Below are 24,609 nucleotides of genomic sequence, written 5' to 3' on the forward strand. Positions count from 1 at the left end.
CTCATCTAGAGGTTCGGCGTGACCACCGCGGCGCCGGGACGGGCGACCTCGTCGGGCAACACCGTCGACCCGGCGGCACCCACGCGGTAGCGGGCGCCGCGATGCTCGTCCGGCAGCCGATCTCCCGACCCGAACAGCGCGTTGCGCAACGTGCCCGGCACATAGTCGGCGGCGTAGGCGCCACGCTCGGTCAGCACGGGAACCACGTGGCGGACAACGTCTTCGAATGACCCCGGCGTGATCGCATAGGCGAGGTTGAAGCCGTCGAGATCGGTGTCGGCGACCCATTCCTGCAGACGGTCGGCGACGGTCGCACCGGAACCGACGAAGACCGGCCCCATGCCTCCGATACCGGCCCACCGCCCGATATCGCGCACGGTCCATTCCCGCCCGTCGTCGTCGAATTCCTGGAAGGCGGCCACCGCGGACTGGATGGCGTTGCTCTGCACCTGCCCGATCGGGTCGTCGAGGTCGTAACCGGACAGATCGATGCCCATCCAGCCGGACATGAACACGAGGCCACCCTCGATGCTGGCGTAGGACAGGTACTCCTCGTGCTTGCGCTGTGCCGCCTCGTCGGTCGCGTCGGTGATGATGGTGGCCAGCGCGTAGATCCGCGCCGCGTATCGGTCGCGCCCGGCCTGCTCCAGCTCGGCTCTGATCCGGGAAACCGTCTGCGCCAGCAACCGTTTCGAGGGCGCGGCGATGAAGATGGCCTCGGCGTTCTCGGCGGCGAAGCGCACGCCGCGGGTGGAGGCGCCCGCCTGATAGATGACCGGCGTGCGCTGCGGTGACGGCTCGGCGAGATGGATCCCGGGGACCGTGAAGTGCTTGCCCTGATGGCCGATGTGATGCACCTTGGCCGGGTCGACGTACACGCCCTGGGCGGCATCGCGCACCACGGCGTCGTCCTCCCACGAGCCTTCCCACAGCTTGTACAGCACCTCGAGGTACTCGTCGGCCTGGTTGTAGCGCTCGTCGTGGTCGAGCTGATCGGCGGCGCCGAAATTCCTTGCCGCCGAGGGTAAGTAGCCGGTCACCACGTTCCAGCCGATCCGGCCGTTGGTCAGGTGGTCGAGGGTGGAGAGGCGGCGCGCGAACGGGAACGGATGCTCGAAACCGGTGCCGGTCGTGATGCCGAACCCGAGATGCTCGGTGACCGCGGCCATGGCCGACACCAGCAGCAGCGGATCGGCCACCGGGATCTGCGCGCCCTGGCGCAGGGCGGCGATATCGGTGCCGCCGTACACGTCATAGGTGCCGAGCACATCGGCGATGAAGATGCCGTCGAACCGTCCCTGCTCCAGCAATCGCGCCAGATCGGTCCAGTAGCTCAGTTCCTTGTATCGATGCGACTGATCCTCCGGATGCCGCCACAAGCCCGGTGATTGGTGGGCGACACAGTTCATGTCGAAGGCGTTGAAGCGAATTCGACGGGTCATTCGGCCGCTCCTTCGGTGGCTTTGCGTTCCCCCGCGCTCCAGGCGAAGGGCAGGTCCGTGCCGTTCAACAGGTGATCGCCGATCGCGCGCGCCTTCTGGATCGCCGGATTGTGCACCGAGATGGTGCGGGCATTGCGCCAGTGCCGATCCAGCCGCTGCCGCTCCGAAACCACCGACGCGCCACCGACTTCGAACAGCAGCGAGGTGGCGGGCAACACCAGGTCGATCACCGCGAGCTGGGCCTGCGCCGCCGCGAGTTCGGCGGCCACCAGGGACTTTTCGTCGGTCGCACCGGCGGCGAGCACGTCGTCCAGTACGTCCGCGACGGCGAGCACACTCGACCGCGCCGCGAAGGCCGCCGCCGACAACTTGCCGATCACCTGCTGTACCAACGGATCCTGGCGCGGCAGCCCAGCCGCGGAATGCGTGTAGCTACGGGTCCGGCCCGCCACCCAGGCCCGGGCGTCGGACTCCGCGCGCTGCGCGATGCCCGCGAGCACCGCGAGCTGCACCAATTGCAGGTACGACGTCCCGTAGGTGGGACCGGGCGCACCGTAGCCGGGCCCGAGGATACGGTCCTCCGGCACCACCACATCGGTGAATTCCGTTGTGCCACTTGCAGTCAACCGCTGTCCGAAACCATCCCAATCGTCGTGCTGCCGCACGCCGTCGGCGCTCGCGTCGACCAGCACGCCGACCCGCTCGCCGTCGCGGTCGGCCGCGGCCAGGATGTGGTCCGCGTAGAGCGAACCGGTGCTGTAGTACTTCACGCCGTTCAGCAGCCAGCGGTCGCCGTCCCTGGTCAGCCGAGTCCGGTAGCGGTCGACCGCGCCGACGCCCGGCTCGGTGATCGCGTTGCCGACGAGCGTGCCGGCGGCCACGGCCCGCAGCCACTGTTCGCGGGCCGGGCCGGGCTCGGCGAGCAGTTGGTCTTCCACGAACGAAAAGTGCACGCGCAGCGCCTGTGGCAGATTCGATTCGGCCGCGGCCAACTCGATGAGCAACCGGAACAGCTGACGCACCGTGACGCCGTAGCCGCCGAACTCGACCGCCACCCGCAGCGCGCCGAATTTCGCCTCGCGCAACCACCCGATCTCGTCGAACGGCAGCCGGCGATCGATCTCCCGCTCCACCGCGCCCTGCGCGATCCGGTCGAAGATCGGCCCGAAGACCGCATCCAGTTCGGCGTCGGTGGCGGATCTGGCTTCGATGGATGTCATCACCCCACGATCGCGCACGCCGCGGGGGAGCTCACGGGTTGCGCGCAGCGCGATCCGAATCCGGCGCGCTACCCCCGGCGCTCGCGGCGAAAGTGCTGGTCCTGACCGATTGTCAGAGGGTGGCGCTACAGTCGCGGCGTGGCTGGATCGCAGTACTCGTTCGACGCGCAAGTGTGGGAGCACCACGCGGGCTCCTGGTATTTCGTCTCGCTGCCCGAGGACGTCGCCGACGAGATCGAGGAGCGCTACGCGCACCGGGTCGGCGGATTCGGCTCGGTCCGGGTGCACGTCACCATCGGCGCGAGCCGCTGGTCGACTTCCTTGTTCCCGGACAAATCCCGTGCCACTTACGTGCTCCCGGTCAAGAAGGCGATCCGCACCGCCGAGGAACTCGACGCGGGCTCACGCACCCGCGTCGAACTCGTCGTCGCGCTGTGAGGCCCTCAGTACTGGTACGGGCCGGGTAACGGAGGACCGGAGGGATAGCCGCCGGTGAAGCCGGACGCGGCCCGGCGCTTGCTGCCACTGCGCTTCACCGCGACCACGATGATCACCGCCAGGCCCAGCAGCAGTCCCACCACGCCGAGCGCGATACCGCCGAGCAGGGTGCCGACGAACGAGGTGCCGAGCCCGCGCCCGATCGCCGCCGTGGCGCTGGTGCCCGGGTCGCCCTGGATCGCCACCTGATAGGTCCCCGGCACCGCGGCGTCGAACGACAGTGCCGCGCGCCCCTCGCGCTTGCCGAAGGAGTAGGTGACGTCCGAGTCGTAGCGCAACCCCCGGCGCAGGACGCTGGTTACCTGGGCTGGGAAGGGTTCAGCGCGGGGTGGCCATGCATTCCGTGGCGATGCGGGTGCTCGCGGTGCGGGCCTTCTCCGCGTCTTCCTTGCTCATGCCGAGGGTCTGCTGGTCGGCGGCTTTGGTGTCGTACTCGTCGCTCACCATCACCCGCAGTCCGTCCTGCGAAATTCCCTGCTCGACAAAGAGTTTCGCCGCACACTCGGCGAGCTCCTGGTTCTTGAGCCCTTTGTCCTGCAGCGACTTGGCCAGGTCGGCCTGGGTCACCGCCGGGGCCGCCGCCGCTTTGTCGCTTCCGCATGCCGCGAGCACCGGCAGCGCGATGAGCGCAGCGGCGATCAGGGAGATCCGCACCTGAATCCTCTTCTTTCGAATGGACACTAGCCATTGCCTGGACCGAACGGACGGCGCGACAGCGCCGACGTCGGCCCCGATGGTACCGATCGAGCCGGAAACCGTCGTGCCGATGCCGTTTTCACAAATCCATCGCGGCGCGCAACGCGGTATCCAGGCGTTCCAGCGTCTCGGACTCCATTTCATCCACCCGCTCGGCGAGCCAGCCGCGGAAGATACGGCCGATATTGCCGGCGTGCACCCAGCCGTACCGCTGCACCGGCACCGCGAGGATGTCCTGCGGGTCCTCGGCCACCACCTCGGCGGCGATCAGCCACGGCCGCGGCGACTCGTTGATGCCGTCACTGCTGATGAGCACGACCGTGCGCCGTCGGGGCGAACCATGCGGGTTGTAGATCCACAGTTCACCCCGCCGCACGCATCGCCTCCTCGGCGGCGGCCAGCTCGGCCGCGTCGGCGGCCGCTTCGGCCGTCACGTCGGGCGCCGGGCCACAGCCGGTGCGCACGGCCTCGCGACGCGCGGCCTTCGATATCCACGCCGACGGCGACATACCCGCGCGGGCCGCGGCCTGCTCGGCATAGGACCAAGCGGCCTCGTCCAGCGAGAGGGTGACCTTACGCGTTGCCATACCTTTTATCTTACCCACCTTTCCGCATCTTCAAGCCAGCTCAGGCGCGTATGCGGGAACGTCGGCGGCTGCCGAGAAGAAACTGAGGGCTGGTGCCTGCTGTTAGGGTTGACGCAGCGGAGAGGCGGAGTGCGGATGACGACGTTGAATTACCACCGGGTGGGTGCGGGCGCGCCGCTGGTACTGGTGCACGGCGTCGGCAGCCGGTGGCAGGTGTGGGAACCGGTCATCGACACCCTCGCCGAGTCGCATGACGTGATCGCGGTGGATCTGCCGGGGTTCGGCGACTCGGCCCCGCTGGCCACCACCACGGTCGACACGCTCACCGACGCACTCGCCGAATTCCTTGTCGCGCAAGGGATCGAGCGGCCACACCTGGCCGGGAACTCGATGGGCGGGTTGATCACGCTGAACCTCGGCGCCCGTGGGCTGGCCCGCTCGGTGACCGCGTTCTCTCCGATCGCGTTCTGGGACAAGGCCGGTCGGATCTGGTGTCAGCAGTCCCTCGGCCGGTCACAGCAGCTCGCGGGACTGTTGCGCCCCGCACTGCCCGCGGTGATGGGCACGGCCCTGGGCCGCACCCTGTTCCTGCAGCTGGTCTTCGGCAAGCCGTGGGCGGTCGGCAAGCAGGTGGGGCTGGACACCGCGACGGGCGCGGCCGACGCACCGGGTTTCACCGCGGCGCTCGCCTCGTTCGACAAGGCGCGACTGCACGAAATCGGTGCGCTGGCCGACATTCCGGTCACCGTCGCCTGGGGCAACCGCGACATCCTGCTCACCTACGCGACGCAGAGCCGCCGGGCCCGCGCGACCCTGCCGGACGCCCGGCACGTCACGTTGCCCGGCAGCGGGCACACCCCGTACTACGACGATCCCGCCGCCTGTGCCGCGGTGATTCGCAGCACCGCCTACGCCTGACGGTCGGGACGCGCCAGCAGCGTGTCCGCCGGGGCCGCGCCGAGCAGGATGCGGACGGCGTTGCGCCAGCGGTGCTGGATGATTCGGTTCCCGTCCAGATCGCCGGTGAGCAGCACGCGCATGGCCAGACCGGTCATGATCTCGATGGTGAACTCGGTGATCGTCGGCACCCGTGGATCATCGGGGAACTCCGTGCGGAAGACGTCCCGAATGCTGGTGTGCATCAACTCGAACAGTCGATGCTCCAGCGGCAGGAACGCGGCGAGCAGCTCCGGATCGGTACGCGCGCCGACCCACATCTCCAGCGCGGCCCAGAACGACGGGCCGCTCAGCATGCGCATGGTCAATTCGACGGCCGTCTCCAGCCGATCCACCGAGGACGGGATATCCGCGAATTCGCTTGTCAGCTGGTCGAATCGGCGAGCGGCCAGATGCTCGACCGCCCCGGCCAGCAGCTCGGCCTTGGTCGGGAAATGGTGTTGCAGCGTGCCGCGCGGCACGCCCGCCCGTTTCTGCACCTCGAGCGTAGTGGTGCCGGCGTAGCCGACCTCCACCAGGCTCTCGACCGCCGCGTCCAGCAGTCGCGTGCGCATCCGCGCCCTGCGCTGCGCCTGCGTCTCCCGGACGCGTTCCCCGGCGCCGGTCAGCGGCCCTGCCACTGCGGTTCACGCTTCTGCGCGAAGGCGAGCGCGCCTTCGGCGGCGTCCTTGGAAAACAGTGCGGGCAAAGCGATCTCGCCCTGTTTGGCGAAGGCCTCGCCGACCGCCCAATCGGGCGACTCGTCGATGATGCGCTTGCTCGCGGCGACGGCCAGCGGTGCCGCGGCGGCGATCTCGGCCGCCAGCTCCAGTGCCACCGCCAACGCGCCACCGGGCTCGGTGATCCGGTTGACCAGGCCGAGCTGGTACAACCGCTCGGCACCGACCCGGCCGCCGGTCAACGCGAGTTCGGCGGCCATGCTGCGCGGCAGCCGCTGGGTCAGCCGCAGCACGCCGCCGCCCGCGGCGACCAGCCCACGCTTGACCTCCGGGATGCCGAACTGCGCGTCGCTCGCGGCGACGATCAGATCGCCGGAGAGGGCCAGTTCGAAACCACCGGCCAGCGCGAACCCCTCGACCGCCGAGATCATCGGCTTGGCCGGCGGTTTCGCGGCGATGCCGAGCGGACCGCGCCGCTGCGTCATCGGCATCTCGCCCTTCGAGGCGGCGACGAGATCCATTCCGGCGCTGAATGTTCCGCCTGCACCGGTGAGCACCAGCACGCGCGCCGACGCATCGTCTTCGAACGCATCGACGGCCGACTCGATCGCCAGCGCCGTCGCGAGGTCGATGGCGTTGCGAGCCTCGGGGCGGTTGACGGTGAGCACGGTGACGGCATCGTGCCGCTCCACCAAGATCTTTTCGGTCATCGGGCAGTCCCTTCGGTGAGCGTGAGCGCATCAGCGGCAGTGATATTCACGGCGGCGCCCAGCGGGTCGCCCTCGGTGAACGCCGCGACCACGTCGGTGGCGGAGGTCCGGACCAGTATGCGGGCACCGGCCGGGTTCAAGGCGCTGACCACGACGGCCTCGGGTTCGTCGAGATGAGCGGGGGCGGGCCCCTTGCGGTAGGCCACGGTGTAGGCCTCGACGGTCGCCGGACCGGTATATCCCGGCGCCGCGGCGCGGCGGGCGGCGGGCACCTCGGGTTCGAGCGAACGGAACAGTCCCGCAGGCGGTTTCGCCGAGTACACGCCGACGCCGTGTTTGGTGATGTACCAGCCGAGCGCGGTCGCCAGTCCGTAGGCCTGCGGGTCCTCGCGCAGCAGGCCGACCAGGGTCGCGATCGAATGCGTGCTGTAGTTGTTGCCCGGCCCGCCCGCGAAGGTGAGGCCGCCGGTGACCGAGAGCGGCCGCGCCGGATCGTCGATCGGCAGGCCGAGCGCCTCGGCCGCGACCTGCACCGCGACCGGGAAGCAGGAGTAGAGATCGATGTGCGCGACGTCCTCGATGCCGATACCGGCCGCGCCGAGCGCCGCCCGTCCTGCCGCGGCGATCGCGGGCGACACCGACATGTCCGCGCGCTCGGTGACGAACCATTCGTCGGTGGCGGTGGCCCCGCCGTGCGGGAACACCCAACGCTCCCGCGGCACGCCGGCCGCGTCGGCGGCGGCCGCGCTGCACACGATCAAGCCCGCGCCGAGATTCACCGACAGGTTCGCGACCAGCAGTTTCGGATACGGCGTCGAGACCAGCCGGTTGGCCGCGCCCGGTGTCACCAGATCGGTCGCGTCGTGCGATTCCGGTTGCCACGCATAAGGATTGCGCGCCGCGACGGCGGACAGCCGCGACCACAGCGCGCCGATCCGGGCCCGGTGCGCGTCTACGCCGAGCCCGAGCCGATGGCGCAGCGCGGTCTCCATCAGCGCGTAGAAGTACACCGGCCCCCACATCCCGGCGGCGGTTTCCATGTCGGAGTTGGGGGCCCGGTCGGAGCCGACGAGGTCGGTCGGTTGCACGTCGTCCGGCTGCTCCGGCCACGGCAGGGTGGCGCCCGCGCGGGTCGCGCTGTTCCACGCCGCCACCGCCTCGGCGCCGGTGATCAGCGCGACCTCGGACTGTCCGTCCGCGATGGCCTGGGCGACGGTGTTGAGCAGACGCTGCGGCGCATCGCCGCCGAAGCGCACGGACTGCATCGTCCGCTTCGGGTCGGCACCGAGCTCGGCGGCGACCAGCGCGCCGAGATCCGAATACGGCCTGCTGACCGGGGCCGCGGCCGCGATCAGGTCCGCGCCGCGCAGGAGCCGATCGCCGGTGCCGCTGTCGGCGCCCGCGCGGCGCAGCGATTCGGCCGCGAGTTCGACCGGGCCCGGCAGGCCGGGTTCGCCGTTCCGGTGTACGACCTGCCCGGCGCCGACGAGCACCGGCGTTCGGGGATCAATTCCCGCTGGCAGCATGGTTCCTCCGCAGATCAGGCGTGCCGTCGCCGCCGCGGCAGTGCGGCGGTCGACGCAATTACCGTCAGCATTGACGGTAACCTGAGTTCGATTAGAGCAGAGTCCCCCTTGGCCGGGCAATGCCCACTGACTTCGAACTGACTCACGGGTAAGATCCGGGCATGGGCACCCACATCGCGCTGCGCTTCGACGGCGATCGCGCCTACGTCTCCCTCGACCGGCCGGACAAGCACAACGGCCTGACCATCGACATGCTGCGCGAGCTGATCGACACCGCGCACACCATCGCGGGCCGCGACGACGTGCGCGCGGTGATCCTGTCCGGCAACGGCCCCAGTTTCAGCAGCGGTTTGGACATCGCGAAGGCGGCCGGCGATCCGCTGTCCATCGTGCGGGCCTTCGTGCCGCTGCCCTGGCGCGGCACCAACGTCTTCCAGGAAGCCTGCTGGGCCTGGCGCCGGCTGCGGGTGCCGGTGATCGCCGCCGTGCACGGCCGCTGCTACGGCGGCGGACTGCAACTCGCGCTGGCCGCCGACTTCCGTTTCGCCACCCCGGATTCGGAGTTCTCGGTGATGGAGGCCAAACACGGCCTGGTGCCCGACATGACCGGCGCGGCCACCCTCTCCCGGCTGATCGGCGTCGACCAGGCACTGCTGCTGACGATGACCGCGGACACCGTCGACGCTGCCTACGCCGAACGGATCGGCCTGGTCACCGAGGTCACCGCGGACCCGGTCGCCGCCGCGGAGAAGCTGGCCGACCGGATCGCGACGCGCTCGCCGCACGCCGTCGCCGGGGCCAAGCGGCTCTTCGACAAGGCCTGGCACGCCTCGACCCGCCGCACCTTCGCCATCGAGCGGGCGACGCAGCTGCCGCTGGTCATCCGGCTGGCCGTCAACCGGGGGAAATCCGGCACCGACTGAATCCGGCCCGGCAGTTCCGGGACCGAGGCCGCCCTTTTCGACGAAATCACTGCTAGCATTTTCCGCAGATTTGCCAGCCAGTCGAATTGTGGTGCGCTACACACCGCGAGGGGTCTGTGTATCGCGGAAGTCTGTGTTTCGCATTGCTTTCGGCGTGATTCCGGAGGGCGCACAGACTTGAACAGAACCGTAGCCATTGTGCTTACCGCGTTGGCGGGTGTTTCAACCTTACTGACTACAGCGATTACCCCGGCCGCCGCCAATCCAAACACCATCAATCCGATTCCGGTACTCAACGGCAGCAACGGCCTGCCCAACCTCGTCGGCCGGTCCCGGGCTGTGTTCCAGATGACCGGCATGGCCAGCCCGAACAACACCCAGGCCTACAACGTGCTCGGCACCGACCTCGGCATCATGTGGGACAACGGCAAGGGCGAGCTGCTCACCGCGTTCGGCGATACCGCGGGGGTCGGTTTCCCCAACCTGCTGGCCGGCAGCATGTGGTCGTGGCGCTCCAACATCCTGATGCGCAGCCACACGAACAACCCGGTCAACGGCATATATTTCGACAGTGTCGTGCGCGATGTTTTCGGTCAGGCGCGCGATCTGATCCCCAGCCCGAAAATTCCGTTTCTGGAGATTAGCCGTATTCCTACCGCGGGCATTTCGGTGGGCGATGTCCAATTCATGAGCCTGATGTCGGTCCGTAGCTGGGACGAGGTCGGGCAGTGGAGCACCAACTTCTCCAGCCTCGCCGCCTCCGGCGACAACGGGGAAACCTGGGGCGAGCTGCCCGCCACTCGACGGCCGGACGAGGGCGGCAACGGCAACTTCCAGATGAACGCCTTCCTGAAGGACGGCGGGTTCATCTACGAGTACGGCACGCCCTCCGGCCGCAACCAGGCGGCGTTCGTCGCACGCGTCCCGGAAGCCCAGATCACCGATCTCAGCGCGTACGAGTACTGGGACGGCAAGGAGTGGCGGCGCGACGACGTGAACGCGGCCGCGCCGATCATGTGGGGCGTCGGCGAGCTGTCGGTGATGTACAACGCGTACCTCGGCCAGTACATCTCGCTCACCACCGACCCGTTCAACTCGGTGGTGCTGCGCCGGGCGGCCGCACCGACCGGGCCGTGGAGCGAGCCCGAGGTACTGATCGACACCAGGGAACTGCCGAGCGCGTACGCGCCCTCGATCTTCCCGTATCAGACCGGCCGTGATCTGTACTACCTCACGACCGTGCACAGCCAGTACAACGTGCTGCTCATGCGCACGCAGCTGTAGCGGTTCGCGCCCCCGGACACCCGCGATCCGGCGCGGTCCTTGACCTCAACCTTGCTTCACCTATGAGGCTGGACCGCGTCGGATCGTCGTCTGTTCAGGAGGAACCATGGGAACCAGCGCACCCGCCGTGCCCGAGTGGCCGATCGTGCGGGATTGGCTCGCCGCCAACGCCCGTCCGATCAGCGATACCGCACCCGACTACACCGGCCCGGACCTCGCCGCGCTGGTCGAACGACTCGGCGCGGCCACGGTGGTCGGGCTCGGCGAATCGACCCGATTCTCCCGGCAGATCTATGGGCTCCAGGAACGGATCTTCCGCGCACTGGTGCAGCGATATGGATTCCGCGCCTTGGCTATTCAGGACAGCGCCCGCTCCGGCGAACGGTGGGACGCGTACGTGCGCGCGGGCGCGGGTGATCCCGAAACGGTGCTCGCCGGATCGTGGCGGCCGTGGCGCACCGCGGAAACCGTTGCGGCGCTGGCCTGGATCCGCGCGTACAACAAGACGAACCCCGACGATCAGGTGCGGATCTTCGGCATCGAGCCGCCGCGGGCCGAGCCGGCGGACTACGACGTCGTCCTGGATTACGTGCGCCGCGTGGCCCCCGGCCAGGTGGCCGCCATCGACGCCCAGCTGGCCCCGATCCGCACCGCGCATCAGGTGGACGAGCATGTCCAGCGCCATCTCGGCACCCACCCGGGCCGCCCGTTCGCCGAGCACGCGCGTGCCGCCTTCGAACTGTTCGAAACCTTGCCCGTCGCAGCGGAATACGTCGAAGCCCGGCGGCGCGCCCGGTTGATCGTCGAGTTCCACGAGCAGAGCGTCGCCGGGCAGGGCGGGTTCGCGCGCGACGAACGCCCCGCGGGTATGCGGGTGATCGAACAGCAACGCGCCACCGGCGCGAAAATCGTCTACTGGGACGGTATCGCCCACACCGCCGCGCACCCGCTCGGCCTGGGCAGCGCCGAATTCCGCAGCGTCGGTAGCTATCTGCGCGCGGAGTTCGGCGACGGCTACGCCTCGGTCGCCCTCGGTTTCGGGCACGGTGACCTCGGCGCACACCATGCGCCCGAGCCGCTGCCCGATCTGGTGGACGCGGCGCTCGGCACGGTCGAGCTGCCCGGCTACTACCTCGACCTGCGCGCGGACGCGCCGCAAGCGGTCGACGCGTGGCGCGGGGCGCCGGCGAAGCTGCGCGTGATCAGCGGCGTCTACGACCCGGCCGAAGACGACAAGGCGAACATCACCGTGCCTTCGCTCGCCGGGGCCTTCGACGTGCTGGTGCACGTGCGCGAGACCACACCGGTGCGCTGGTTGCCGGACACCGAGATCGCGGGGTAGCCGCGCTCGTCAATAGACTCGCGATCATGGATGCGACCGAGTGGGACGAGCGCTATGCCCAATCCGATTTGGTCTGGGGCACGCCACCGAACAGCACCGTGGTGGAACACGTCTTCGGGTTGGAGCGGCGCACCCCGCTCGCGCCCGACGGCGACGGCCAGGTCCCGGAGTTGCCCCGCGCCCTGGACCTGGCCTGCGGGGAAGGGCGCAATTCGCTCTGGCTGGCCACGCACGGCTGGCAGGTCTACGCCGTAGACTATTCCCAGGTCGGAGTGGACAAGGGCCGCACCATCGCGACCCGGCTGTCCCGCTCGGTGCGCAGCCGGATCACCTGGGAATGCGCCGACGTCACCGAACTCGAGGTCCCGGGCCCGTTCGAACTCGTCCTGATGGTCTTCCTGCACCTGCCCGCCGACCAGCGGCGCACCGTGCTGCGGCACGCGGCCGACCTGCTCGCACCCGAGGGCACCCTGCTCGTCCTCGGCCACGACACCACCAACCTCACCGACGGGTACGGCGGCCCGAAAGACCCGGATGTCCTGTTCACGCCGGACGACGTGGTCGCCGACCTGGCACCCGCCATCGACGACCACCGCATCCGAATCCGTCTGGCCGACCGCGTCTTACGCCCGACCGAAGGTCGCGATGCCATCGACGCACTCGTCATCGCGACCCGACCCGCCGAGACCGCACTCGAGCCCACCGACTGAACCGTCACAGCGAGTACAGGCCCCAGCTGAGTGCCCAGGGGACGAACACGATTCCGGCGAGCACCAGCAGCGCGAGCCGGACCCGCTCGACGCCGACCACCCGGCGTCGCGTCCGCCACCAGACGAGCACGGTCGCGATCAGACTGAAAAGTGCTACTGCCGAAAAGGTTTGGAGCACCAACCAAGGCAGGGTGCGCCCCGCGAGAAATGCCGACGCGCCCTGCACACCGGTGGCGAAGCACGACACGACGTAGGTCAGCGTGCCGATCACCGCGAACAAGCCGGTCGCGGACAACCAACGGGCCGGCGCACGCACGGCGCGACCGTCCGGCGCGCGGCGTCGCCCGGCCCAGGCCAGTACCGGGTAGCCGAGGAAGCCGACCAACAGCAGGGCCAACGCGCCGTACCGCACCACCGCGGTGTCGTACCAGGCCCCGGACGACGGCTCGCGACTCGTATCCACCTGCGGCGGAACAGGTTCGGCGCTGGACAGCGGCGCGGCCCCGCGGGCGACCGACCAGACCCACGAGGTCATCACGTCGGTATAGCCCGGATCGAGCGCGCCGAGTGGTTTGCCGTCGAAGAGCTGTCCACCGACCTTGTCGAAGCCGTCGGTGCTCCGATGCCCGGTGTGCCCCGCGTTCGGCACGAAGCGGATGGTCACGTGCTGGTTGCCCGCCCGCGCCAGCGCCTGCTGGAAGACCACCGCGCTCTCCGCGGGCGGGGTCACGGTGTCGTGCGCGCCCCACAGCGCCAGGACCGGCAGCCGCAACCGCTCCAGCACCGGGGCCGGCTCGTGTCCCGCCTCCGGGAACAGTCCGGTAGCGGCCATCAGCTGCGCGCCCGGCGCGGCGATGGCCTCCGCGAGCCCGCCCGAAATCCCTTGGTGGCGTAGCTGATTGCCGAGGTTCCAGGTCTGGGTGCGCAGCGGATCGAAGGCAGAGCCGCCGATGGTCACCAGGAATGCGACGTCCGGCGACCGCGACGCGGCCAGCGGCGCCACCCACGCACCTTCGCTGAGCGCCCACAGCCCGGTGCGCGCCGGGTCCACGTCGGCGCGCGCACGCACTACCGCGAGACCGGCGAGCACGTCATCGGCGAGCAGGCCGAAATCCCGCTCGGCCAGGGAGTAACCCGCCGTCCGCTTGTCGAAGGCCAGCGTGACGATGCCCGCACGCGCGAAGGCCTCTGCTTCGGGCCGGTATTTGTCCCGCGGGCCGGGACCGGCGCCGTGCACGAGCACGATGGCGGTACGCCTGGTATCGGCCGCGGCAGGCGGTACGAACACCGTGCCCCGCAATGTCACTCCGTGACTGTCGAACGTGACATCCTCGCGAATCGGTGGGTCATCGGCGGGGGCGGCGCTCGCGGCGCCCGCACTCACGGCGACGCAGGCGAGGACGAGAAACGCGGCCGGCGTCACGCGTCGGATGAGCGGCTTGCGGATCGTCGGCGCGATGCGCTTCAGTCGGACGATCAGGGCACTCTGCATGCTGTGAACGGTAAGTTCGGACCGGCCATACCACATCGGGCTCCGGGTCTAGTCCCCCAGGCCTACAAGCGCTTTCGCGCTGCTGCCACCGGGGGATAGCGCACACCGGGGCGGCTGTGCCGTCGACATCACGGCCACCGGAATCGGGGGCGTGCCACGACCCGGGGCGCTGGCTAGCGTGGCGGAGATCCGATCCGTCTCACAGGAGTTGTTCGATGCGCCGTGTCCCACTGAAAATCATTGCCGCTGTTGCCCTCACGCTGGGCGCAGGGGCCGGCGTGGCAAACGCGGCGCCCGGGCTGCCGCTGGAACCGGCCCAGCACAGCCAGGTAGCACCGGTCGGCAACCAGGAGATCGGGGTCTCCCCCGGTTCGAGCGACGCCGCGTCGCTGGCCTGCCTGGTGCAGTCGCTGTCCGCCGGCGCCAAATACTGCCTCTGATCGCGCAGCCGCGCCGGACTACTCGCTCCACCGCCGCAGCCACGGCGTGACTGTGTCGGCGATGACATCGAACCCGGTGCGGAACGAATGCGGTTGACCCGCGATCACCCGGACCTCCGCGGCGTCGGCCGGGTCCGGGATGCCGAACGGATCGCTGCCCCCGTTGATGACCACCACCTCGACGGGGGCGGCAGCCAACAGCTCCGTGCGCCGGGTTTTCTCCGGCTTGCCCGGCGGATGCAGCGGAAACGACAGCGCGAGCACACCGCGCGCACCGACCGCGACCGCCGTTCGGCACGCCACCCGCGCACCATTGCTGCGCCCACCCTGCATGAGCGGCACCCCCTTGACCTTGCGGCGCAACGCCGCGACGATCTCGAGCCACGCCTCGTCCTGTTTCTCGGCGGACCCCGGCGCCCTTCGCCCCGCGACTCGATAGGGCTGCACCACCCTGGCGACGGCACCGCCGAGTTCCACCGCGCGATCGCGCACGGCCAGCAGATCCTTCGCGTCGACGCCGCCGCCGGAACCGTGCGTGAGCAGCAGCAGGAAGGTCGGTTTGCGCGGCCGGTCGAGCTCGATCTCGGCCGGTCCGGCACTCGTCTCGATGCGCACGTCTCACCGTAACCGGAGCACCGGTCCGATCGCCGCCGCCGCGCGCGTCGCTGTTTTCCGCGTCACATTGCCCGCTCGAGCCTTTGCCTGCCCATTACTGGTCGGTAATATGGAGCGTAAGTTACCCGCGAGTAGCATGCGGAAAGCCGGTCACCGGTAGAGCGACAAACGGGCGGGAACGGCTAACCAACCGACCGCACCAACTCAACGGAGAGTGAGTAACCGACATGGGTCACTACAAGAGCAACGTCCGCGACCTGGAGTTCAACCTCTTCGAGGTCCTCGGACTCGGCTCCATCCTCGACAGCGGCGCCTACGGCGACCTGGACAGCGACACGGTCAAGGAGATGCTGAACGAGGTCCGCCGCCTGGCCGAAGGCCCGCTCGCGGACTCGTTCGCCGACGCCGACCGCAACCCGCCGGTGTTCGATCCGGAAACGCACACCATCGCGATCCCCGAGTCGTTCAAGAAGTCCTTCCGCGCGATGCAGGAAGGTGGCTGGGAGAAGCTCGGCCTGCCCGAGGAGCTCGGTGGACTCGGCGTCCCGCGCACCGTGCACTGGGCGATCAGCGAGCTGATCCTCGGCGCGAACCCCGCCGTCTACATGTACGCCGCGGGCCCCGGCTTCAACACCATCTTCCACAACAACGGCACCGACGAGCAGAAGAAGTGGGCCAAGATCGCGATCGATCGCGACTGGGGCGCCACCATGGTGCTCACCGAGCCCGACGCGGGCTCCGACGTCGGCGCGGGTCGCACCAAGGCGATCAAGCAGGAAGACGGCAGCTGGCACATCGAGGGCGTGAAGCGCTTCATCACCTCGGCCGACGCCGACGACATGTTCGAGAACACCATCCACCTGGTGCTGGCTCGTCCCGAGGGCGCGGGCCCGGGCACCAAGGGCCTGTCGCTGTTCTTCGTACCGAAGTTCCACTTCGACCACGAGACCGGTGAACTCGGCGACCGCAACGGCGCCTTCGTCACCGGCGTCGAGCACAAGATGGGCCTGAAGGTCTCGGCCACCTGTGAGCTGACCTTCGGCGGCCACGGCATTCCGGCCAAGGGCTGGCTCGTCGGCGAGGTGCACAACGGCATCGCGCAGATGTTCGACGTGATCGAGAACGCGCGCATGATGGTGGGCACCAAGGCCATCGCGACCCTGTCGACCGGTTACCTGAACGCTCGTGACTACGCCAAGGAGCGCGTCCAGGGTGCCGACCTCACCCAGATGACCGACAAGGCCGCGCCCCGCGTGACCATCACCCACCACCCCGACGTGCGCCGTTCGCTGGCCAGCCAGAAGGCCTACGCCGAGGGCCTGCGCGCGATCTACCTCTACACCGCGGCGCACCAGGATGCCGATATCGCCCAGCAGGTTTCGGGTGCGGATGCCGATGTCGCGTTCCGCGTCAACGATCTGCTGCTGCCGATCGTCAAGGGTGTCGGTTCCGAGCGCGCCTACCAGTACCTGACCGAATCGCTGCAGACCTTCGGTGGCTCCGGCTTCCTGCAGGACTACCCGATCGAGCAGTACATCCGGGACGCGAAGATCGACTCGCTGTACGAGGGCACCACCGCCATCCAGGCGCAGGACTTCTTCTTCCGCAAGATCGCCCGGGACCGCGGCGTCGCGCTGGCGCACGTGGCCGGCCAGGTGCAGAAGTTCATCGACTCGGAGGCGGGCAACGGCCGGCTCAAGGGCGAGCGCAAGCTGCTCGCCACCGCGCTGGAGGACGTGCAGGCCATGGCCGCCACGCTCACCGGCCACCTGATGGGCGCCCAGGAGAACCCGTCCGAGCTGTACAAGGTCGGCCTCGGTTCGGTGCGCTTCCTGCTCGCCGTCGGTGACCTGCTGATCGGCTGGCAGCTGCTGCGTCAGGCCGAGATCGCCATCAAGGCGCTCGACAACGGCGCCACCGGAGCCGACGAGTCGTTCTACCAGGGCAAGGTGGGCGTCGCGCAGTTCTTCGCCCGCAACATGCTGCCGGAGCTGACGGCCACCCGCGCCGTGCTGGCCAACCTGGACAACGACATCATGGAGCTGGACGAAGCGGCGTTCTGATCCACGAACAACGAAAGCGGCCCGGAGCGATCCGGGCCGCTTTCTCGTCGCCGGGTCTCAGGTGGCGGCGGACGCGACGAGTTCGTCGGTGACGACCAGGTTCCCGCCGAGCTGTTTCGCGCGGTACATCAGGTCATCGGCCCGCCGCAGCATCGAATAGGGCAGCGTGGGATCGCACGTGCCCTCGTAGACCACGACCCCGAGGCTCGCGGTCACCGAGATCGTTTCCGGCGGCTCACCCGTCGCCGCGCACACCGCCTGCGGTTCGGAGACGGCCAGCCGTACCCGTTCGGCCTCGGCCTGCGCGGTCCGCTCCGCGATCCGGCCGAAGATCACGAACTCTTCCCCGCCGGTGCGCGCCACCACGAACGGTGCGCGCAACGCGGCACGCAGGCGCTGTGCCGTCCGCACCAGCACCTCGTCACCCACCGCGTGCCCGAAACGATCGTTGACGTCCTTGAACCGATCGAGATCGAGCGCGATCGCGTAGACCGGCCTGCGACAACCCGAGCCCGCCAGCGCCGCCAGGTACAACTCCAGCCCGCGCCGATTCAACAGCGTGGTCAACGGGTCGCGGACCGCGTCCTGGCGCAGCACCCAGAAGCAGAACTGCATCGCGGGCATCAGGACGACGCCGCAGGCCGCGGTCATCAGCACGATCGCCGCGCCGATCATCGGATCGCCGCCGCCCGCCACCATCCGGCCGGTCAGCAGCACCACCGAGAACACCGTCCACGCCGCGTGCAGCGCAAGCACTTTCGCGTTGTGCATCACCGCCAGATAGCCGCCGGTGATCACCAGCAGGGTCAGGCCGAGCGCCCCGTAGAGCCGGTTGGATTCCTGCAGGTTGGCGACGGTGATCGCGACGTCCGCCGCCCCGAACAGCACCAGCGATTCGACCCGGGACGGCCACGGCAGCAGCCACCAGCGCAGCGCCCAGAACACCGCGAACCCGGCGATGGTCCAGTCGATCGCGAGACCGAAGTTGTTCGGCGGGCCGCCGTCGGAAGACATCGCCAGCAGGGCGATCCCCGCCAGAAAGACGCCGCCCGTGCCGACCACCACCTTCAGCCAGGCCACCGCCGTGTAGGAGTCCAGCGCCCGCGCGAGCCAGGCATAGTCGGCCGGATCCCGCCACCAAGCTCTGAACATCGCGCCGCTGTGGGCCACCGTCACCGCCTAGTGCAGAGGGATCCGTACCGTGTGCTTGCGACGAGCGCGGGATCAGGTCGAGAAATCCCACCAGCTACCAGGCAAGTGTATTGCGCCCCGCGCGGCGGCGCATACCGCCGACACCTCGGCGAACTTCCGCTTTGTCAAACATCATTGCTGGTCAACGGCATATTTGTCACTTCAACCAAGAGCGCGGACAGCACCGGTGGCGCGGCACCGCGGGTAGGAGACCGGTTTGTCCGGTCCGGCGGGCCGCATCGTGAACCACCAGCAAACGAGGCGTGAGATCCGCCCGTCGGCCGATGTGAGCAGTTCGTGGTTCATCCGCGGGAACAGCCGCAGCGGCCCGGATCGCTCCGGACCGCTGCGCAGAATTCAGGACGCCCCGCCGCCCATCCCCACACTCACGCGGGGCCGATCGGTGACCTACGTGGCGGGCGTACCCTTGCCCGAACCGCTCGACAGCTGCTTGACGATGTCGGCGATGGCCTTGCTCGAGCCGGTGCCGGTCGGATCGGGCTCGCCCGGCGCGACCACCGGCTGCGCCGCGCCGGTCTCCAACGGGAGACCCGGTGCCGCACTGGCCATGCCCGACCCGGCGATGAGGAGACCGGCCGCCGCGGCCAGGACGACACCGAACACTCGTGTTTTGCTCATGTAACTTCTTCCTTTACCGATTTCTTTCTCGACCGATAACCCGAACGGTTTCAGCCGAAAGCAGTTCTATCACGCATGAACTCGGCCAGCGACCATTCAGTCATCGCGGAATTCGGTCACGATTAACCCTTCGATTGCACTACGCAAACACCAAGGAAGAACTGCGGCGCGCCATCAACTCACCTGGTAGGACCCTATTTTTACCGGCAAAGAAGCCGGTGGCACCAATTTTCCACACGCGAAACCGCAGTACAAACAATGCGATAGCGGGCCTACATGACCAAGCCGCGGGCAAATGTACGACAACCTGTCGGCATCGGGCATCGGAACGAATCCGATAAATGTTCAGCGACCCATGCCGCGGCCGGTCCACAGCAATCCGGCCGCAATTCTGTGATTCATTACATAACCGGCAGACGTAACATTATCGGCCCTATCCCGAAGGCGGTGCCGCGCCGAATCTCGCTGCGCAGCACGCCGATTCGAAGGCAGCACGCCGATCGGCGGTAACTGACCGATCGCTCCGCGCCGCCGACGCAGCGCCGCGATTCCAGTGATTCACATCACAGAATGTTTGGCTGAAAGCTCACTGAGCTGGCGTTACTCGCACTTCACCACGGGGATGGGGTCGTATTTGACGGTCCGGGTCGCGCGGGAGACCTCTTTGCCGGTGCGGCGGTCGGTGATGATCCGGGTGTCGGAAATGGTGAAGCCCGGAGCACCCTCGGAGGCGATGCAGTCCTTGCCCTTCGGGAGTTTGATGGTGGACGGCTCGGTCGGCTTGCTCTTCTCGCCGGTGACCGATTCGACGTTCAGCGTCTTGGTGCCCCAGAGCCGAACCGTCACTTCGGAATCCGTGGCGAGCGCCTCGATGAAGACGCCGGTCGGGGTGTTGTTGCGGAAACGCAGATCGATCGCGCCGTCGAACACGGTCGCCTCCCGCGCCGCCGGATACCGGGAGATGTAGTAGCTGTGCTCGGTGTGGCCCGCGTCCTCCATGCCCGCGAAATACGCGGCGTTGTAGAGGGTGGTGGCGAACTGGCTGATACCGCCGCCCACGGCGGTGGCGGGCCTGCCGTGATCGATGATGCCGGACTCCACATAGCCTTCCGCGGCACCGCGCGGGCCGGTGAAATCGTTGAGCGAGAAGGTATCTCCCGGCTTCACGACGGCACCGTTGACCTTCTTGGCGACCACCCGGATGTTCACACCGGAGGGTCCGCTGAAGCCGTTGGTGGTGAACGAACCCATGGTCTCGACGACGCCGAGGCCCTGCGCCGCCTCGGTGGTCAGCTTCGGCTCGACCTTTTCGTAGACGGCTTGCGCGGCGCGCTCACCCGGCGCGGTCAGCAGCGCCGTGTACTGCTCCAGCGTCTTCGGCCAGTTGATCTTGTCACCGACGACGGCGGGTACCACGGTGGGCTTGCCGCCGGTCAGCGCGAACGTCGCGTCCTTCGCCTCCACCTCGGTGGCCGCCAGCTGCGGCGCCAGCAAACCGACCGCGATGTTTTGATCCACGGCGAGGGCCAGCCCGCCGTTGCCGTCGGGGGCGAACGACAGCGTCGTCGCGATCTGCTCCGGATCGAGCTTGGCGGCCGCGCCCTTGCCCGCGAAGGTGATCGGCGCGCGCACCGCGGGCTCGGCGACGGTACGCAAGGCGAGGTCGACCGCTTCCGGCCGCACCTGCAACGGCGCGGGGTGCACCGGCAGATCCACCGTGAGACCGCTGATCCACTCGTCGATGAGATCTTGGCGCGCGGCGGCGATATCGAGCACCCGCCCCGGCACCGGGGCGACGGCGACGGGTCTGGCCTTGTCGAAGGCGATGGTGCCTTCGACCGACGGGCGGTCGTGCACGCGCAACGCCTCGAGCTGACGATCCAGTGCCGCATCGTCGACCACGCTGACGACCGCGACATCACGAGCGCTGAACAGCGAGGTGAACCGGGTGACCGGATTGAGCGGCTGACCGCCGACCCGCGCCCAGGTGCGGTCCCAGTCGACCGACAGGCCTGCGGCGCTCGGGATCATCCGGGTCTGCACGTCGCCGATGCGCAACGGCAGTTCACGCTCGGTGCGCGGCCCGAGTTCGGCGCGCAGCCGCTCGTCCGCCGCCGCGGTGGCCATGCCGCCGACATCGATGCCCGCGACGACGGTGCCGCGCGGCACCTCACCGGAGGACAGCGCCAGGTCGATCCCGTAGGCGATGCCGACCACGGCGCACACGGCGCCGACCGCGATGCCGGCGCGCCGGATCCTGGTGCGGTCGAATCGCTTCGGCGGCGGCCCGGAGATCGGGCGGCGCCCCGGCGGGCGCGGCTCGGCGGGCCTGGCGCGGTGCGTGTTCGCTGCGGGCGTGGTGACCCGCAGGGGTTCGGTGGGGGCCGAGTCGCTGACCCACTCCGGGGCCTGATTCGGCTCATACGGGGCCGGATTGGACTCGTACTGGGCCGGATTCGATCCGTACTGGGCCGAATCCGACTCGTACTGAGCCGGATTCGATCCGTGCCGGGCGGGATTCGATCCGTACTGCACCGGGTCCGAGCCGTATGCGGCAGGGCTCGTTCCGTAGGGCGCGGGGTTCGACTCATACGCGGCCGGGTTCGGCCGGACAGGTGCGGGGTTCGACGGGCCGGGGGCCGGGTTCGACCCGCCCGGCGCTTCCCCCGGAGCCCTGTTCGCGCCGTTCGCCTGGGCCGACTCGAGCAGCTGACGTAGGCCCACCTCGCCGCCTGCTTGTCGGCCGCGGCGTCCGGTGCTCGGCTGGCTCGTCACGAACCGTCCTCCCCGTTCGGGTGTCTTCGGGACCCGCCCGGTGCGAGTCACCCGCCAACGATAGTGCGCCGTCCCGACGACGTCAGGCGAGCACCGAAGTGCAGCTAACCGCCCGCAAAGCGCCCGGTGACACACGCAAAGGGCCCCGCGCAGTTGCCGGGTCGGGGGTCTGGCAACTACGCGGAGCCGATCTGATTATCGGTACGGCGCACCATGCGTTACACAGCCGGGCACATTCGATTCGCACCGGCGCGAGACAATCGAGGACGACCTCTCGCCACCAGGGCTCGCAGAGCGTCCGGACGGACGTCGCATACACGAGGGAGATGGAATGCAGCTGGGAATGATCGGCCTCGGTCGGATGGGCGCCAACATCGTGCGCCGCATCGTCAAGGACGGGCACACCGCGGTCGGCTACGAACGTCGCCCCAAGGCCATCGACGAACTGCGGCAGGAACTCGGCGACGATTTCCGGGGCAGCACCGACCTCACGGAATTCGTGCAGGCTTTGCAGACGCCGCGGGTGGTGTGGGTGATGATCCCGGCGGGCGCCACCGGCGCGGTCATCGATCAGGTCGCCGAACTGCTCGAACCCGGCGACATCATCATCGACGGTGGTAACAGCCGCTATCACGAGGACATCGCCCGGGCCGAGCGGCTGACCCCGAAGGGCATCCACTACGTGGACATCGGCACCTCGGGCGGTGTCTTCGGCCTGACCCGCGGCTTCTGCCTGATGATCGGCGGTGAGCCGGAGCCGGTGCGGTATCTGGATCCGCTGTTGCGTTCCATCGCGCCGGGCGTCGAGGCGGCCGAACGGACGCCGGGACGGACGGGCGAGCCGTCCCCGGCCGAGCAGGGCTACCTGCACTGCGGTCCGGCGGGCGCGGGTCATTTCGTGAAGATGGTGCACAACGGCATCGAGTACGGCGCGATGGCGGCCTACGCCGAGGGGCTGAACATCTTGCACAAGGCCAACTTCGGCGCGGAGCACGCCGGCGAGTTCTCGGCCGAGGAGACCCCGCTCGAGCATCCCGAGCACTACCGGTACGACCTCGACATTCCCGAGGTCACCGAGGTGTGGCGGCGCGGTTCGGTGGTCGCCTCGTGGTTGCTGGATCTCACCGCGAGCGCGCTGTACGCCGATCCGAACCTGGATTCCTACAGCGGGCGGGTCTCCGATTCCGGCGAGGGCCGGTGGACGCTGGACGCGGCGATCGACACCGGGGTGCCCGCGCCGGTGCTCGCCGCCGCGGTGTTCCAGCGGTTCTCCTCACGCGGAGAATCGCTGTACGCGGACAAAATGCTCTCGGCCATGCGTAAAGCCTTCGGCGGGCACAACGAGCTGCCCGGAAAGTGACCGACTGCCGCGGCCCCGCGGGTGCGGGCGCCGCGGCCGTCGGCACCGGGGATCAGAAGCCGGCGGCCTGGGCCATCAGCTTGGCGACCGCCAGCGGGCCGTACCAGAACAGATAGTTGATTCCGTAGAGAAATGCCATGGCGGTCAATCCTTTTCAGTCGAAATTACGGTCGATCCAGTCGATCGTCTGCATGCCGAACAGGTCGGTGCCCCAGCCGTAGATGTCGGTGAGCATCCGGACCATGCTGCAATCGGTCGGCTGGTAGGTGACGTCGGCACCACCCGCCCGATAGATGTCGGCCAGTTCCCGCGAGTCCTTGGCCGGCACCAGGGACATCGGTGAGTCGTCGGCGGCGCAGGAGGTGATGGCCACCTTGGCCTTCGGTGTCCCGGAACGGCCGAGGATGTTCTCCTCGAACGCGTGCTGGAACGCGGGTTCGTCGGCGGGGCTCAGGCCCGAGTTGAACAGCGTGTTGAGCGGCAGGAAGGGCAGCCCGAAGTACGCCGGCGTCTGGCACTGCGTGCGGAACGCGTTGGCCAGTGCGACACCCGCCGGGTTCAGCTTCTCGTTCACCCGCATCTCCGGGTACGCGGGCTCCAGCCCGAGCAGGGTCGCGAGTGCGAAGCCCGAGCCCACCGAGCCGTCGGCGACCCGCATGAAGTTGCGCGGGTTGACGACCATGCCTTCCAGCACAGCGGTTTTCACGTCCAGCTCGGGCGCGTAGGTCGGCTGCAATTCGGCGGAGAACGCCGCCCCGACCCCACCGCCCGCGATACCGAACAGCGAAATCGGCGCCTTCGGATTCAGTCCGGCTTCCTGGTAGCCCAAAGCCGCACGGACGCCGTCGAGTTGGGCGTGCGCGGCGAACTTGCCCGCGAACACGCCGTGCGGCTTGCGATCTCCGTCGTTGCCCACATCGGAGATCATCACCGCGTAACCCTTGTCGAACATCAGCGCCAGCGGACCGAGCGCCGACCACGACGAGCCGTCCAGCGGATCACCGCCGGTCCACTGCGTACTCGGGTGACACGACCAGCCGACGCTGTCGTTGGCCTCCTGGTAGGAGACGACCTTCTTCTCTCCCACCGGCGCACCGTGATTCGGGATCATCAGGATGCCGGTGCTGATCATCGGGGTGACGCCGTCGATCCCGGTGGTCACGTACATCAGCTTGTACGCCTCGATATCGGGCGGGGTGATGCCGAGGAACATCACGTCGACCTTCTTGGCCTTGAGCAGCGTGCCCGGCTGCTCGGCACCGGTCAGCGGTGGTTCCTCGTAGAACGGGTCATTGGCGAGCAGCGCCTGGAACGCCTGATCCGGCGGAACCGGTTGCGCGCCTTGGATCTGCCCGACGACGAAGCCGTTGAAGACCTGGTCCAGTCCGGGCGTGCCCTGCGGGCCCGGTTCCGCCGCCGCGGTGCCCGCGGACAGCAGCAGGGCGGTGGCCGTCGCGACGGCCACGGTGAATCGTTTCAT

General features: G+C 68.7%; 24 protein-coding genes. 9 read left to right on the top strand and 15 right to left on the bottom strand.

Going from position 1 to position 24,609, the window contains the following annotated elements:
* Positions 1-5: 5 nt before the first annotated feature.
* Both NVU01S_RS09460 and NVU01S_RS09465 read right to left on the bottom strand, forming a co-directional pair.
* The gene (locus NVU01S_RS09460) at positions 6-1,442 is read right to left on the bottom strand and encodes an LLM class flavin-dependent oxidoreductase (RefSeq protein WP_043663828.1); all 1,437 of its coding nucleotides are present in this window, start codon (positions 1,440-1,442) and stop codon (positions 6-8) included.
* Positions 1,439-2,662, bottom strand: coding sequence for an acyl-CoA dehydrogenase family protein (locus tag NVU01S_RS09465; RefSeq protein WP_043663830.1), 1,224 nt, complete (start codon positions 2,660-2,662; stop codon positions 1,439-1,441). The genes NVU01S_RS09460 and NVU01S_RS09465 overlap by 4 nt, the downstream gene beginning before the upstream one ends.
* 138 nt (positions 2,663-2,800) lie before the next feature.
* Between NVU01S_RS09465 and NVU01S_RS09470 the strand changes: the two genes are divergently transcribed.
* Positions 2,801-3,100: a DUF1905 domain-containing protein gene (locus tag NVU01S_RS09470; RefSeq protein ID WP_014988900.1), complete on the top strand. Its 300-nt coding sequence runs from the start codon at positions 2,801-2,803 to the stop codon at positions 3,098-3,100.
* Positions 3,101-3,105: 5 nt separating this feature from the next.
* Here NVU01S_RS09470 and NVU01S_RS09475 read toward each other — a convergent pair whose 3' ends face one another.
* The 4 genes from NVU01S_RS09475 to NVU01S_RS09490 all read right to left on the bottom strand — a co-directional run bounded on the left by NVU01S_RS09475 (position 3,106) and on the right by NVU01S_RS09490 (position 4,443).
* Complete coding sequence (locus tag NVU01S_RS09475) at positions 3,106-3,438, bottom strand: hypothetical protein (protein WP_043663837.1); 333 nt, start codon at positions 3,436-3,438, stop codon at positions 3,106-3,108.
* A 40-nt stretch (positions 3,439-3,478) separates the two neighbouring features.
* Complete coding sequence (locus NVU01S_RS09480; RefSeq protein ID WP_014988902.1) at positions 3,479-3,814, bottom strand: hypothetical protein; 336 nt, start codon at positions 3,812-3,814, stop codon at positions 3,479-3,481.
* 121 nt (positions 3,815-3,935) lie between these two features.
* Entirely contained in the window at positions 3,936-4,232 is a 297-nt protein-coding gene (locus tag NVU01S_RS09485; protein WP_014988903.1) for a hypothetical protein, read from the bottom strand.
* On the bottom strand, positions 4,219-4,443 hold the full coding sequence (locus NVU01S_RS09490) for a hypothetical protein (protein WP_043663840.1): 225 nt from the start codon (positions 4,441-4,443) through the stop codon (positions 4,219-4,221). The genes NVU01S_RS09485 and NVU01S_RS09490 overlap by 14 nt, the downstream gene beginning before the upstream one ends.
* 135 nt (positions 4,444-4,578) lie before the next feature.
* Between NVU01S_RS09490 and NVU01S_RS09495 the strand changes: the two genes are divergently transcribed.
* On the top strand, positions 4,579-5,361 hold the full coding sequence (locus NVU01S_RS09495; RefSeq protein WP_043663843.1) for an alpha/beta fold hydrolase: 783 nt from the start codon (positions 4,579-4,581) through the stop codon (positions 5,359-5,361).
* Here NVU01S_RS09495 and NVU01S_RS09500 read toward each other — a convergent pair.
* The 3 genes from NVU01S_RS09500 to NVU01S_RS09510 are packed head-to-tail and all read right to left on the bottom strand — an operon-like array spanning position 5,352 to position 8,295.
* Positions 5,352-6,020 carry a TetR/AcrR family transcriptional regulator gene (locus tag NVU01S_RS09500; RefSeq protein ID WP_043663846.1) on the bottom strand — a complete coding sequence of 223 codons (669 nt, stop codon included), beginning with the start codon at positions 6,018-6,020 and terminating at the stop codon, positions 5,352-5,354. The two genes, NVU01S_RS09495 and NVU01S_RS09500, sit on opposite strands and share 10 nt — an antisense overlap.
* Positions 6,005-6,769, bottom strand: coding sequence for a crotonase/enoyl-CoA hydratase family protein (locus NVU01S_RS09505; protein ID WP_043663849.1), 765 nt, complete (start codon positions 6,767-6,769; stop codon positions 6,005-6,007). Before NVU01S_RS09505 ends, NVU01S_RS09500 begins: the two co-directional genes overlap by 16 nt.
* Positions 6,766-8,295 carry a thiolase C-terminal domain-containing protein gene (locus NVU01S_RS09510; RefSeq protein ID WP_052280140.1) on the bottom strand — a complete coding sequence of 510 codons (1,530 nt, stop codon included), beginning with the start codon at positions 8,293-8,295 and terminating at the stop codon, positions 6,766-6,768. The genes NVU01S_RS09505 and NVU01S_RS09510 overlap by 4 nt, the downstream gene beginning before the upstream one ends.
* 161 nt (positions 8,296-8,456) lie before the next feature.
* Between NVU01S_RS09510 and NVU01S_RS09515 the strand changes: the two genes are divergently transcribed.
* The 4 genes from NVU01S_RS09515 to NVU01S_RS09530 all read left to right on the top strand — a co-directional run bounded on the left by NVU01S_RS09515 (position 8,457) and on the right by NVU01S_RS09530 (position 12,554).
* Positions 8,457-9,218, top strand: a complete 762-nt coding sequence (locus NVU01S_RS09515; RefSeq protein ID WP_043663852.1) for a crotonase/enoyl-CoA hydratase family protein — start codon at positions 8,457-8,459, stop codon at positions 9,216-9,218.
* Positions 9,219-9,395: 177 nt separating this feature from the next.
* The gene (locus tag NVU01S_RS09520) at positions 9,396-10,502 is read left to right on the top strand and encodes a glycoside hydrolase family 183 protein (RefSeq protein WP_043663855.1); all 1,107 of its coding nucleotides are present in this window, start codon (positions 9,396-9,398) and stop codon (positions 10,500-10,502) included.
* Between the two features lie 106 nt (positions 10,503-10,608).
* Positions 10,609-11,844: an erythromycin esterase family protein gene (locus NVU01S_RS09525; RefSeq protein ID WP_043663858.1), complete on the top strand. Its 1,236-nt coding sequence runs from the start codon at positions 10,609-10,611 to the stop codon at positions 11,842-11,844.
* Between the two features lie 26 nt (positions 11,845-11,870).
* The gene (locus tag NVU01S_RS09530) at positions 11,871-12,554 is read left to right on the top strand and encodes a class I SAM-dependent methyltransferase (protein WP_043663861.1); all 684 of its coding nucleotides are present in this window, start codon (positions 11,871-11,873) and stop codon (positions 12,552-12,554) included.
* A 4-nt stretch (positions 12,555-12,558) separates the two neighbouring features.
* Here NVU01S_RS09530 and NVU01S_RS09535 read toward each other — a convergent pair whose 3' ends face one another.
* Positions 12,559-14,046 carry an alpha/beta hydrolase family protein gene (locus tag NVU01S_RS09535; RefSeq protein WP_156161397.1) on the bottom strand — a complete coding sequence of 496 codons (1,488 nt, stop codon included), beginning with the start codon at positions 14,044-14,046 and terminating at the stop codon, positions 12,559-12,561.
* 215 nt (positions 14,047-14,261) lie between these two features.
* Between NVU01S_RS09535 and NVU01S_RS09540 the strand changes: the two genes are divergently transcribed.
* A complete protein-coding gene (locus NVU01S_RS09540; protein ID WP_063048095.1) occupies positions 14,262-14,486 on the top strand; it encodes a hypothetical protein in 225 nt (74 codons plus the stop codon).
* Between the two features lie 18 nt (positions 14,487-14,504).
* Here NVU01S_RS09540 and NVU01S_RS09545 read toward each other — a convergent pair whose 3' ends face one another.
* Entirely contained in the window at positions 14,505-15,101 is a 597-nt protein-coding gene (locus tag NVU01S_RS09545) for an alpha/beta hydrolase family protein (protein ID WP_043663864.1), read from the bottom strand.
* Positions 15,102-15,328: 227 nt separating this feature from the next.
* Here NVU01S_RS09545 and NVU01S_RS09550 point away from each other — a divergent pair, with 227 nt between their 5' ends.
* Positions 15,329-17,164 carry an acyl-CoA dehydrogenase gene (locus NVU01S_RS09550; protein ID WP_043663867.1) on the top strand — a complete coding sequence of 612 codons (1,836 nt, stop codon included), beginning with the start codon at positions 15,329-15,331 and terminating at the stop codon, positions 17,162-17,164.
* A 57-nt stretch (positions 17,165-17,221) separates the two neighbouring features.
* On the opposite strand, the gene NVU01S_RS09555 is transcribed toward NVU01S_RS09550, so the two are convergent.
* The 3 genes from NVU01S_RS09555 to NVU01S_RS09565 all read right to left on the bottom strand — a co-directional run bounded on the left by NVU01S_RS09555 (position 17,222) and on the right by NVU01S_RS09565 (position 21,769).
* Positions 17,222-18,316 (bottom strand): GGDEF domain-containing protein, encoded by a 1,095-nt coding sequence (locus NVU01S_RS09555; protein WP_156161398.1) that lies wholly within the window; start codon positions 18,314-18,316, stop codon positions 17,222-17,224.
* Between the two features lie 447 nt (positions 18,317-18,763).
* Positions 18,764-18,994 (bottom strand): hypothetical protein, encoded by a 231-nt coding sequence (locus NVU01S_RS09560; RefSeq protein WP_156161399.1) that lies wholly within the window; start codon positions 18,992-18,994, stop codon positions 18,764-18,766.
* Positions 18,995-19,594: 600 nt separating this feature from the next.
* The gene (locus NVU01S_RS09565) at positions 19,595-21,769 is read right to left on the bottom strand and encodes a VanW family protein (protein ID WP_043663874.1); all 2,175 of its coding nucleotides are present in this window, start codon (positions 21,767-21,769) and stop codon (positions 19,595-19,597) included.
* 331 nt (positions 21,770-22,100) lie between these two features.
* Between NVU01S_RS09565 and gnd the strand changes: the two genes are divergently transcribed.
* On the top strand, positions 22,101-23,129 hold the full coding sequence (gene gnd, locus NVU01S_RS09570) for a phosphogluconate dehydrogenase (NAD(+)-dependent, decarboxylating) (RefSeq protein WP_042258609.1): 1,029 nt from the start codon (positions 22,101-22,103) through the stop codon (positions 23,127-23,129).
* Positions 23,130-23,283: 154 nt separating this feature from the next.
* Here the strand turns inward: gnd and NVU01S_RS09575 are convergent, their stop codons facing one another.
* The gene (locus NVU01S_RS09575) at positions 23,284-24,609 is read right to left on the bottom strand and encodes a lipase family protein (RefSeq protein WP_043663880.1); all 1,326 of its coding nucleotides are present in this window, start codon (positions 24,607-24,609) and stop codon (positions 23,284-23,286) included.

The organism is Nocardia vulneris (genome assembly GCF_001613425.1).
GTDB lineage: Bacteria > Actinomycetota > Actinomycetes > Mycobacteriales > Mycobacteriaceae > Nocardia > Nocardia vulneris.